We start from the raw sequence: 11,578 nt of genomic DNA on the forward strand, positions 1-11,578 counted from the left end.
AGGGATTAGTGCCCTATTTTCTGGAGCCAGCGGTACCGGTAAAACCACAGCAGCTGAAGTGATTGCCCAAGATCTAAATCTGGATCTTTATCGTATTGATCTCAGTGCAGTGGTGAGTAAATACATCGGTGAAACCGAGAAAAATTTGCGGCGTATTTTTGATGCCGCCGAGGGTGGGGGGGTGATTTTACTATTTGATGAAGCAGATGCCTTGTTTGGTAAGCGCAGCGATGTCAATGATTCAAAAGATCGCTATGCCAACATGGAGGTCAGCTATCTCCTGCAGCGGATGGAATCCTACCGAGGTCTGGCAATTTTGACCACAAACTTGAAAAATTCAATGGATCAGGCCTTTCTACGCCGTCTGCGCTTTGTCGTTCAGTTTCCTTTTCCTGACATCAAACAGCGTACCGAAATTTGGCGACGCGTATTTCCCGCTACTACGCCGACCCAAGGATTAGTCTATGAACGTCTGGCTAAACTCAGTATTACCGGTGGCAACATTCGCAATATCGCCCTCAATGCCGCCTTTATAGCCGCTGATGCGGATGAACCGGTCATGATGAAACACCTATTACAGGCCGCCAAACGCGAATATCTTAAATTAGAACGGCCCTTGACCGACACAGAAATAAAAGGCTGGGTTTAAGGGGGTTTAATGAACGCAATTTTTGGGGATGGCTAAGCCTCCAGAACTAGGGGTGCTGAGCGTTGTGTGGTTAAGGCTACTATTGCGATCGCAAACCTACGCTACAGTCACAGGTATCGAGTCGAGTAGCGCCCGCTGTGCCCAACCTCACATCCCATGATCTGGATGTTTCTCGCCTACTGTTTGACCTCAAGCGGTGTGGAAAACTGGTGAGCAAATTTACAGGGTGGTTAGACCCCGATGCGATCGCAGCCTGCGTTACCCATGGCCTGATCGAACAGTTTGGCTGTGCCTTTACCCGCATTTGGCTAGTAGAAAGTGACCGTCGCACCCTGCGGCTGGTGTCGTCATCCGGTCTCTATACTCGGCTGGACGGTGACTTTGCTCGGGTACCCATGGGGTCTTTTAAGGTGGGCAAAATTGCCCAGCACTGTATTCCATTTTTAAGCAACTGTCTGCCCGATGAAGACTGGGTCAAAGACCGTGAATGGGCCATTGCCAATAATATACAAGGCTTTGCCGGACTGCCTCTGATGGCGGATGACCAGGCGATTGGGGTATTGGCCGTGTTTAGCCATCGGCCCATGGCCCCCGAATTTTTAGAAGTGCTGCAGATCTTGAGCCTATCGGTGGCGGTAGCCCTGACCAGTGCCGTCAACCATCAGGCATGTCTGCACACGCCTGATACCGCTCACCTCTCGGAACAGATGTCAGCTCTCCTGGGTGGGCAACGGCTGAGCCTGCTGGGGACCGAGCAACCATTGGCCCTATCTGTAACCCAGCTACTGCTGCAGATGGCTAATCGTCTAGTCAAGCTATCTTGTCACTGTCGCCTGGTCTATGACACCAATACGGTGGTGTTAGAAGCCATGCTGGCAGCAGATCCAGCCCAGCCGCTAAGGGAGACTACCCTAACAGAGAGTTTTCAAGACATTCTAGTAGCTGGACAGGAGCTGGGGGGAGAACTACACATTCAAATTGGGATAGATGTGGCCCAAGTCCGTCTGAGACTGCCGCACCAGGTTGATCAGCAGCTAAACCAACGGCTAGAACAGCCAGACTCTCCGCTCTCTGACCGAGAGCAAGAGGTCATGCAGTTACTGGCTCAAGGATGTCGCGATCGCGACATTGCAGAACAGCTTTACATCAGCGAGAGAACAGTCAAGTTTCATGCCAAGAATATGCTGGAAAAGCTAGGAGTGCGTACCCGAATTCAGGCCATATTTGAAGCCACTCAAAAGGGATGGCTCAGCTAAATTGAAAATTTCCCAATCGTCCGTCGAACCAAAGACCTAGCCATTTTTAGTCCGGGGTTATCCATAATCGAGGGTGCAGACAGGGTAAACTAATGAGCACACTGCAATCAGCAGAAGCTTGGCCCGAGTTCTGCCGTAGGTCGTTTGCGGTCTCAATGCGAATCCACACTCAGCCCAATTCTCCCCACATCTAGAGATATGAGTCGGTTAAGCATCGAGTAATTGCAAGCATCAACGAGCTGAGCACCATGGACCCACAGCTATTGTCACGATTACGCAGCCTTTGTCGGGATGACGCTGAGTTTAAACCGCTCGAACTAAGTCTAATCGACGAATTTCAAGCGCTAGAACAGCAGGTTCACCAGGCCCAGGTCCAACTTGAGCAGCAGCAGACCCTGTTCCGACTGATTACCCGACTCCGGGAACCCCTTGATCTAGATATTATTTTTAAGCTGACAGCGGCTGAAGTACGACAGCTCCTAGTCGCCGACCGGGTGGGGATGTTTCGTTTTTATCCCAATACTGGCTGGGATGATGGGGAATTTGTCTCAGAAGATGTGGATTCCCGGTTTCCTTGTGCGATCGCACACAAAATTCACGACCACTGTTTTGGCGATCAGTTCGCCTGTCACTATCAGCAAGGCCGGGTCCAGAACGTTGCCGATATTCATAACGCCGGGTTAAGCGATTGCCACATCGAGATCCTGGCCCAGTTTCAGGTACAGGCCAGTCTAGTGGTGCCCCTATTACAGGGCGAGCACCTATGGGGCCTGCTGTGTATTCACCAATGCAGTGCTCCGCGCCAGTGGCAGGAAACAGAAATCGAATTTGTCCAGCAAATTGCGAGCCACCTAGCTGTTGCCCTCCAGCATGGCGAACTCTTAGCCGATCTCCAAGCAGAAGTGCTAGAACGTCAGCAAGCTGAGCAGCGGGTCCAGGCACTCAACCAAGGATTACAGCAGGCCATTGTTGATCTAAGGGCCGTCAATCAAGAATTAGAAGCCTTTAGCTATTCCGTCTCCCATGACTTACGCGCCCCCTTACGCAGCATTGATGGTTTTAGTCAGGCCCTGCTCGAAGACTGTCTTGAGCACTTAGACGAAAACGGTCAGGACTATTTACACCGAATTCGTGCCGCCACGCAGCGCATGGGCACCTTGATTGATGACTTGATTACGCTATCGCGAGTCACCCGCAGCGATATGCATAAAGAATCGGTCGATCTGAGCCAATTAGCCCACCAGATTTGCACCGATTTACAGCAGACATATCCGGAAAAATCGGTAGAGTGGACGATCCAACCGGGCCTAGTCACCTATGGGGATCTGGCATTGCTCAAAGTAGTCTTGAATAATTTATTGGATAATGCCTGGAAATATACCTCTACCCAGGCCCAGGCCCAGATTGAGTTTGGTGCCCTCGTGCGCAACGATAGTCCAGCTTATTTTGTCCGAGATAATGGCGTGGGCTTTGACATGGCCTTTATCAACAAGTTGTTTCGACCGTTTCAGCGGTTGCATGGCATGAATGAATTCCCTGGCAATGGTATTGGGCTAGCTACAGTACAACGAATTATCCATCGCCATGGCGGCAGGGCCTGGGCCGAAGGCACCCTAGACCAAGGTGCAACCTTCTATTTCACGCTAACAGAAGCAGGGGGTAGACATGAGTGATCGCATAAATCACAAAGTCATTCTCTTAGTAGAAGACAATCCTGATGACGAAGCACTCACCATCCGTGCCCTCAATCGCCATCATATTAGCAATGAAGTTATCGTTGCCCACGATGGTGTAGAAGCGCTAGATTATCTTTTTGGCACCGGTCTGTATGCAGATCGAGATATTGATTACCAACCTGCTGTAATTTTGCTGGACCTCAAACTACCTCGTTTAAATGGTCTAGACGTTTTACGCCATTTGCGGCAGGATGAGCGCACCAAATTACTACCTGTGGTTGTCCTCACCACATCCAATGAAGAACAGGATTTACTCGACAGCTATAACCTGGGGTGCAATAGCTACATTCGTAAACCGGTCGATTTTCTTCAGTTTTCCGAAGCCATTCGACAGCTGGGCATGTACTGGTTACTCATGAATCAATCTCCGCCTGTTTAAGTAAAGGTAAGCACTCGTGACATCTCATCTGCACATTCTGGTGGTTGAAGATATAGAAGACGACCTGCTGTTGACATTGCGGGTATTACGGCGTAGCGGCTACACGCTGGACTATAGGCGAGTAGAAACGCCAGAGGAGATGCAGGCGGCCCTTCAAAGCCAGGATTGGCACCTGGTAATTGCTGATTATACGTTGCCTAAATTTGGTGCCCTAGAAGCTTTAAAGCTGCTGCAGGCCCAGCAGCTCGATCTGCCGTTTATTATTGTCTCCGGTACCATCGGTGAAGAAACAGCGGTGGCCGCCATGAAGGCCGGTGCCCATGACTATATTCTCAAAGGAAATCTCGCTCGGTTAGTGCCAGCCGTCGAGCGAGAACTCAGAGAAGCGCAAGAACGGCAAAAACGACACCAGGCAGAACGCGCCCTGCGACAAAGTGAAACAGCCCTGCGACAAAGCCAACATCAATATCAGTCCCTAGCAGAAGCGTTACCCGTCGGTATCTTTCGTACAGATGCTCAGGGGCATTGCGTTTATGTCAACCGACAATGGTGTAACCTAACCGGGATTCCCTTTGAGCTGTCTCTGTCAGAAAAGCAGGGTGGCTCTCCCTCAGAAAATTTTGTCAATGCACTACACCCAGACGACCGTACTCATGTCGTAGAGGCTTGGCAAACAGCGTTAGCAGGTGGTCTTCCGTTTCGATTGGAATTTCGTTTTCAGCACCCTGACGACACAATCGTCTGGGTCTTTGGGCAGGCATTACCAGAGCGCAAACAGGATGGAGACATCTTGGGCTATGTCGGCACCATCACCGATATTAGCGATCGCAAATTCGCCCAGCGTCGGATGCGAGAACAGGCCGCGCTTTTAGACGTGACCACCGATGCCATTCTGGTTCGCGGCGTCAATGGCCACATCTCATTTTGGAATCAGGGAGCTGAAACTCTCTATGGCTGGTCTGCAGACGAAGCCATCGGCCAAAATGCGAATCAATTGTTGTATCTAGATGAACTGGATGATGACGAGATTTATCAAGCCTTAATGCGCCAAGGCAGCTGGAAAGGAGAACGGCAGCAGGTCACAAAAACGGGCCAGCTAATCACCGTCATGAGTCGCTGGACGTTAGTAACCCATGAACAAGGCCAGCCCAATGCGATTTTGACAGTCAATACGGATATTACCCAGGCTAAACAGCTAGAAGCTCAGTTTCTGCGCGCTCAGCGCCTAGAGAGTCTTGGCACCCTTGCCAGCGGCATTGCCCACGATCTCAACAATATTTTGACTCCTATCTATGGCGTGGCCGAGCTTTTATCCATGCAGTTTCCCGACGTGGACGACCACATTCAGCATGAATTTGAGATCCTAAAAAACAGTGCCAAACGCGGGTCTGAGATTATCAACCAGGTACTTTTATTTGCCAAAGGTGTGGAGGGCGACCGCTCGTTACTCTCCATCCGATATTTAATTAACGAGATCAGAAGCTTTGTCCACAAAACCTTTCCCAAGTCTATCAAGATTGCTGTGGATATCCCTAAGGATATTGGCTCGGTAAAAGGAGATGAAACTCAGCTCCACCAGGTATTTATGAATCTCTTTGTCAATGCTCGTGATGCCATGCCCAACGGCGGCAAGCTGATGATATCGGCCACCAGCCTGGAGCTGGACCCAGCCTCCGTATCCAGCCATTTAGACGTGGAGGCCGGTCCCTATATTTTGGTTACGGTGGCCGATACTGGCACGGGTATTCCTGCAGATCAGCTGACCCGTATTTTTGATCCTTTCTTTAGCACGAAGCAAGCCCAAGGGGGAACTGGCTTAGGACTCTCCACAGTCCATGGCATTATTCAAAGCCACGGTGGATTTATTACCGTTGATACCGAAGTCGGCAAAGGAACTCAGTTTAAGGTGTACCTGCCGGCAGTTAAGTCAGAAAAGAAAACAGAAACAGAAGTCACGTCCTCTGCCTCAGGCCAAGGAGAGGGAATCCTGATTGTGGAAGATGAAGCACCGATTCGTGACATCGCCCAAAAGATTCTAGAAAGCCATAACTACAGGGTAATCGTAGCCGCAGATGGGGTGGATGCAATTGCCCAATATACCCAGCATCAAAATGATATTCAGGTTGTTTTAATGGATATGACCATGCCGACGTTAGGCGGTGAAACAGCCATTCAGATTATGCAGAGAATTAATCCTAATATTAATGTGATTGCGGTCAGTGGGTTACCGAGTAATGAACACATTGCCCGATCTCTTGGAGAAAATGTCAAAGCTTTTCTGCCTAAGCCCTATAGTTCTACGGACTTACTAAAGACTATTGCTGAGGTACTGGAGTGTTAGTGCGATCGCAAGTCAAAAGCCATTGCTAACTTGCGAGTTGACTAATGAGATACACATCAACGTTATAGCCAATTACCCACTAGTACAAACGCTGCCCAAAAGTAAGGAGCCCGATAGTCTGGGTCATGTAGCAAAGCAAGTTGGGCCTGCCGCAGGGCCTCTGCCTTTGAGGTGTCGGGGTTGACCAAGCTCTCATAGAGGTTACCGACCAGTAGCGCGCCAGAAGCATCGTCAAGGTTCCACAGCGAGGCGATCGTGCTTCGCGCCCCGGCCCGCACAGCAACCCCAGCCAGCCCTAGCGCCGCTTGATCATCCCCCGCTGCCGTCTGGCAGGCACTGAGGATCAGCATCTCAATTGGCGTCTGACGAGTCTGGTCTCCTGTCCTCAAAATAGAACTGATCTCATTCACGTTCAAGGGTCGATCCCAGGCAAGAATAAACGTGTCTTCAGCACGGGAGCTAAACTGACCGTGGGTGGCAAGATGGACGATGGGATAGGGTAGCGCTTCTACTTTTTCTCTTAGGGCCTCGCTGGTGAAGTTCTCATCCAGCAGCACCTGACTGGGCACAGTCTCTTCAATTTTTTCTAGCTCTAGCCTGACGTTTTCCAGTGCACTAAACCCGTAGCGCGATGCTGTCAGCCCCCCTGCCAAAGTTTCAAATCCCTGTTGCTGCAGCGGGCGCGGCGCGATTAGCTGCAGACCTGGCGTGAGGGCAACGCTGTAGTCTTCAATCAGATAATGCTCACCGCTGTACAACACACTCATAGGCACTGACCGCAAGCCCCCGTCCAGAACAAATACCAGGGTTTCTACACCGCTCTGGTGCAGGTCAGACTCAATTGGACGAATCAGCCAGTTGTAAACGACCTCGCCGGCTGCTGTGGTGGCAGGGGTGAAAAATGGACGAATCATCTGCCGCCGTAGTCGAGATAGGGCAGCATCTACCTGGTCGTGGGAGACTGGGACCGAGTGGTGCTGCAAGGCTTGGTCCGGCAGGCTGACGATTACCTCAATGCGATCGCGCAACATAATCGGGTAGATCACCGCCGCATTGGTCTGCTCCACCTCATCTAGGGCGACCGCTTGTCCTTCGATGCAGGCCGACTGAAAAAAGTTATTCAGCTCAGCAATCTGCAAGGATTCGATCACCTCACGGGCTTGCTTTAGCCGATCCGGGCCAGCGTCTGGGCTTAGCAACAGGTCCACGTATTCCCGATACACTGGCTCAACGCTCTCTCGAAACGAGAACTGCTGGTCAGGGGCAATCGCTGCTAGATCATAACGCAGTGATTGGAGCGACTGGAAAGCAGTTTTGTAAGCTGCGATCGCACCCTCGGTTTTATCCTGAACCTTGAGAATACGCCCCAGCTGCCACTGCCACTGGTAGGCAATATCGTTCGCGTTGAGCATCTGGGCAATGAGCAACGCCTCTTTGGTCAGATCTTTAGCGCTGTCCCACTGCTGTGTTACTTCGTAAGCATTTCCCAGATAGCCCATCGCATAGGCTTCCGCGTATCGGTCTCCTAGCGACTGAGACTGTTGCACCGTTGTCCCCAGCAGTTCTGCTGCCATCTGCACAGAGCCCGCTCGTCCCGATTGAATCAGCTGATGAGCAAAGCGAGCCTGGGTGTACAAGCTAGCCCGACTCGGGGGCAGCGCTTTGAGCTGAGCTGGTAGTCTCTTCGCGAGTGTCTCCGCTGCGCTCCAAGACTCGGTCGCCACCAGTAGACCATACTCATCCACTTGCACCTGCGCTTGCTGCAGGACATCAGATGTGGCAGCGGCGGCCTGTCGATAGTAGGTCAAAGCCGCATCGGGCTGCTGCTGCCGCTGGGCCAGACGCCCCAAACTTAGTAACAGCGGTGCCTGCTGCTGAGCAAGTGACTGATTTTGGGCAACCTGGAGTCCTTCCTTGTAGACAGTTTCAGCCGTTTCTAAATCGCCAATGGCCAGAAGTGTATCCCCCAGACTATGTAGTCCCAACACTTTGATTTCAGACGTGGCTTGATCCAACTGTGCCTCTATCTGGTCCAGTCGTTCGCGAGCCTTTAGAAAGTAGCCTAGCCCCTGGAGAGTCCACGCTCGGTTGATCAGGCTGCCGGTGTAGCGCTGAATGTCGCCTGCCTGCTGGTAGTACTCGCCCGCCCTCTGCCAGCTTTGGAGCGCCATGCTCAGCGAGCCCTGGCTAAACTGCAACGCTCCCCGTGTGTTAAATACCTGCCCTTGAATAATCAGCGCCCGGTCAGTGTGGCTACTCTTCTTTGCTTGCGCTTGCCACTGGCTTACCTGCTCTAGACTATGGGCGATCGTCGCCTCTGCCTGGGGCCAGTCGCCCCGGTATTGATAGGCCATGGACAGATAGCTGAGAGCCAGCGCCTGCTGCAAAGGGTCGCCCTGTTGCTCAAACTGCTGAGCGGCGGCCTGCCAGGCGGCAATTGCCTGGTCAATCTGCTGGGTCTGATAGGCACTGCGCCCGCGTTCTATCAGTTGCATCGGAGACTCAGCTGCTAGAACAGGTGGGAATACGGCCGTGCAGGTCAGCGTTAGCGCTAGGAAGAAGCCAAGTAGACAGTAGAGTAATCTCTTCATTAGCGAAGACATGGGCCGAGCAGGGGGGTAGCCATTTTTGTTATTTTATGGGTACAAAATGGTGTTGTAACGCTTCTTAACCTTTAGTTTTTAGTCAAAACGCACTAGAAAAATGGCTTTATGGCTTTATTAATGTGAGGTAGGGTGAATAGGACGGTTGCGATCGCAACCCCAATCGCTACAACCTTAGACCCCTGCAGACTTGCCAGCCCATAATAGACAGAGCCACCTGTAAATGAAGCTATTGCATAGCCTGGATTTCTCAGTACGTAGGGCATTTGACGACTAAGAAGATCACGCACAATACCGCCACCAACGCCAGTCATTAACCCCATTGCTGGCGGCAGCCACCTCATCAGCAGTGAAAGAGAAGCTGCAATAGGAAGCTGTAGTACATGCTGCGTACCAACGATAGTAAAGGTGGCCAACCCAATTGCATCCATCAGCCACAGCTGGCGATGACGCAGTCGGGCAAATGCAGAGAAAACAAAAACCGACAGCCCCACAGACATCGCTAACAGAAAATAAACAGGAGCTTTTGTCCAGAAAATAGGCTGTCTCAACACAATATCTCGCAAAGTACCGCCGCCGACTGCAGTCAAAATTGCATAGCCGACTGCAGTTAAACTGTTACGATGCTGCTCCCGAGCAACAAGCGCACCACTCGCGGCAAAAACAGCAGTGCTAAATAAATCGAGCATGTAGAGAAACGGGGTACAAAACATAAAAGCATCCTCTGAAACGGGGGGATAACCAGCCATGCCCAAATTCGGAGTTCTTTGGCAAAACAACTCCAGGATTACTGAGTGTATTCAAGGGGTTTAGCGAAAAATGACGGAGAGTGTTCCGACTTTTGCGCCAACCGATTTATCTAGATTTTTTGTTTTGGGCCTGGATTTTCTGTCGGTCTGAAGGTGTGTAGGATCGACTTTTGAAGGTTATGCAGCGATGGGCTGACACAAGGCACAGCCCCTACGAGATGAGCCGCTTTAATCAGGATTACTGAATTCAGATGCGCTATGGCAGGCCAAAGGCTGTCCTACAGACATTTGCTGTGGGTTGTCTGCTACCAAAACAACCTGACCTAGTTCGTTCAGACATTTGCTGTGGGTTGTCTGCTACCAAAACAACCTGACCTAGTTCGTTTTTAGTCCAGCCCTGTACTTCAACAATTGGGTCAGAAATTGATGCGGTATCTATCGCAGTATTGCTCTCGCTCTCAGCGATTATCTGTTCATTGCCCTCAGAGTTACCGCCTGCGATTGGCAACATATCCTGCCAGAGCGTGGATGCAGCTGCATCCAGGGGACCTTGGGGCAAACCGCCGCGCCCCGTCACCACAAACTCACTACCGGTCTGTACATAGGTCTCACGACAGCTACGGGCCACTTCTGAGCTAATGGGGCTGGTGGGTAGATTGACAGCATCCTGGCTGGGGTCGATGTTTGGGGTTTGGACGGTCACAGTGCCTGAGACGCCGTTGCGAGAGCTGGCAGTGATGTCGTTTTTGGGGGTGCGTTCGGGACGCGGCTCAATGCCAAAGAGACCACCTGTGGCTGTAATATTAACGTTGCCGCCGTTTCCGTCAAAGGCGTTAGCCGCAATATCGCTGTTCTCGTCAAAAGGAGCCACAATGAATCGAGTGTCGATAGTGATATCGCCGCCGTCACCCCCCGTGCCAGCGGTGCCAGCGGTGGTGGAAATCTCGCTGCCTCTACGCAGCAACAGTAAATCTTGTAAGTCAAAGGTCAAGTTGCCGCCGTCGCTGCTGAGGGTGGTGGCGCTAATACGGCTGCCGTCCGCCAGGCTTAGCTGGTCGCCCGTCACCGTGACTTGGCCTCCCTTGCCCTCACCCTGGGAGTTAACGGCGATGTTACCCCCATTGCGCAGGGCAATAGCTGGCGCAGTTACAGCGATATTGCCCCCGCGTCCAGTTGAGTTTGCTCCGGTGCTGGAGGTGACCGTACTGTTGTTAATCTCAAGACGTTCACCTAGGGTTAGCGCGATATCGCCTGCTAGCCCAGGGCCAGTAGTAGAGGCTGAGAGTGTCACTCCGTCTGCTAAGCGCAACCGCTGGGAGATAACCTCAATGTCACCGCCCTGGCCTGTTCCGCTGGTTTCGACAGCCAGCATCCCTGGCCCTCTGATGCTAATTGCCTCAGGCGCTAGAATTTCTAGACCGCCTCCATTGCCGCTACTGGTGGTAGAGGCCGAGACGACGGCTCCCGATGCCAGAGTTAGGTCCAGATTGGGATTGCTCTGGTAGGGCTGTAGGGTGAGTACCCCTCCCGGTGATTGTCCCTGGGTTTCGGCAAAGATACCGACAATACCAGCCAGGTTCATCTGGTCTGCATTAAGGCTGATGCTGCCACCGCCCTCCAGGTTTGTTGCTGTTTCGGTCGCTGTCGCAGTGATACGAGCCGTTTCAGAAAGAACAAAATTGGGCGTGTTGATGACAATATTGCCAGGGCGACCTGCACCGCTAGCCTCAACGGAGATCTGACTTTTCCTATTAAGTCTGGTTCGCTAGTTGCCAACCTTCAACCAGGCCCTGTAACTTTGCCCATCCTTTCCAAAGGACTTGAATCCCGATAGGTGTTTTCCGTCGATGTTCTAAATACCCTCC

At 51.8% G+C, this 11,578-nt stretch carries 9 protein-coding genes; 6 read left to right on the forward strand and 3 right to left on the reverse strand.

Going from position 1 to position 11,578, the window contains the following annotated elements; translation table 11 throughout:
- The 6 genes from IQ260_RS19305 to IQ260_RS19325 form a co-directional block, all read left to right on the forward strand.
- Positions 1 to 649: ATP-binding protein (locus tag IQ260_RS19305; RefSeq protein WP_193994733.1), on the forward strand; the 649-nt coding region annotated here is incomplete at its 5' end.
- A gap of 28 nt (positions 650 to 677) precedes the next feature.
- Positions 678 to 809 (forward strand): hypothetical protein, encoded by a 132-nt coding sequence (locus IQ260_RS31530; protein WP_265579570.1) that lies wholly within the window; start codon positions 678 to 680, stop codon positions 807 to 809.
- On the forward strand, positions 787 to 1,905 hold the full coding sequence (locus tag IQ260_RS19310) for a LuxR C-terminal-related transcriptional regulator (protein ID WP_322744999.1): 1,119 nt from the start codon (positions 787 to 789) through the stop codon (positions 1,903 to 1,905). The genes IQ260_RS31530 and IQ260_RS19310 overlap by 23 nt, the downstream gene beginning before the upstream one ends.
- A 248-nt stretch (positions 1,906 to 2,153) precedes the next feature.
- On the forward strand, positions 2,154 to 3,578 hold the full coding sequence (locus IQ260_RS19315; RefSeq protein WP_193994734.1) for a GAF domain-containing protein: 1,425 nt from the start codon (positions 2,154 to 2,156) through the stop codon (positions 3,576 to 3,578).
- Positions 3,571 to 4,020: a response regulator gene (locus IQ260_RS19320; protein ID WP_193994735.1), complete on the forward strand. Its 450-nt coding sequence runs from the start codon at positions 3,571 to 3,573 to the stop codon at positions 4,018 to 4,020. Before IQ260_RS19315 ends, IQ260_RS19320 begins: the two co-directional genes overlap by 8 nt.
- 16 nt (positions 4,021 to 4,036) lie before the next feature.
- Positions 4,037 to 6,361: a hybrid sensor histidine kinase/response regulator gene (locus tag IQ260_RS19325; RefSeq protein WP_193994736.1), complete on the forward strand. Its 2,325-nt coding sequence runs from the start codon at positions 4,037 to 4,039 to the stop codon at positions 6,359 to 6,361.
- Positions 6,362 to 6,423: 62 nt separating this feature from the next.
- On the opposite strand, the gene IQ260_RS19330 is transcribed toward IQ260_RS19325, so the two are convergent.
- The 3 genes from IQ260_RS19330 to IQ260_RS19340 all read right to left on the reverse strand — a co-directional run bounded on the left by IQ260_RS19330 (position 6,424) and on the right by IQ260_RS19340 (position 11,295).
- Complete coding sequence (locus IQ260_RS19330) at positions 6,424 to 8,964, reverse strand: CHAT domain-containing protein (protein WP_228016268.1); 2,541 nt, start codon at positions 8,962 to 8,964, stop codon at positions 6,424 to 6,426.
- A 92-nt stretch (positions 8,965 to 9,056) separates the two neighbouring features.
- On the reverse strand, positions 9,057 to 9,677 hold the full coding sequence (locus IQ260_RS19335) for a trimeric intracellular cation channel family protein (protein ID WP_193994738.1): 621 nt from the start codon (positions 9,675 to 9,677) through the stop codon (positions 9,057 to 9,059).
- A gap of 292 nt (positions 9,678 to 9,969) precedes the next feature.
- Complete coding sequence (locus IQ260_RS19340; RefSeq protein WP_193994739.1) at positions 9,970 to 11,295, reverse strand: S-layer family protein; 1,326 nt, start codon at positions 11,293 to 11,295, stop codon at positions 9,970 to 9,972.
- Positions 11,296 to 11,578: the final 283 nt, after the last annotated feature.

The sequence above is a fragment of the Leptolyngbya cf. ectocarpi LEGE 11479 genome (assembly GCF_015207065.1).
GTDB classification, from domain to species: domain Bacteria; phylum Cyanobacteriota; class Cyanobacteriia; order Phormidesmidales; family Phormidesmidaceae; genus Leptothoe; species Leptothoe ectocarpi.

Excerpts from the sequence above, each read along its gene's own strand:
- IQ260_RS31530 (WP_265579570.1), top strand. The coding sequence starts at position 678 with ATGGCTAAGCCTCCAGAACTAGGGGTGCTGAGCGTTGTGTGGTTAAGG.
- IQ260_RS19315 (WP_193994734.1), top strand. The coding sequence starts at position 2,154 with ATGGACCCACAGCTATTGTCACGATTACGCAGCCTTTGTCGGGATGAC.
- IQ260_RS19320 (WP_193994735.1), top strand. The coding sequence starts at position 3,571 with ATGAGTGATCGCATAAATCACAAAGTCATTCTCTTAGTAGAAGACAAT.
- IQ260_RS19330 (WP_228016268.1), bottom strand. The coding sequence starts at position 8,964 with ATGTCTTCGCTAATGAAGAGATTACTCTACTGTCTACTTGGCTTCTTC.
- IQ260_RS19335 (WP_193994738.1), bottom strand. The coding sequence starts at position 9,677 with ATGTTTTGTACCCCGTTTCTCTACATGCTCGATTTATTTAGCACTGCT.
- IQ260_RS19340 (WP_193994739.1), bottom strand. The coding sequence starts at position 11,295 with ATGAACCTGGCTGGTATTGTCGGTATCTTTGCCGAAACCCAGGGACAA.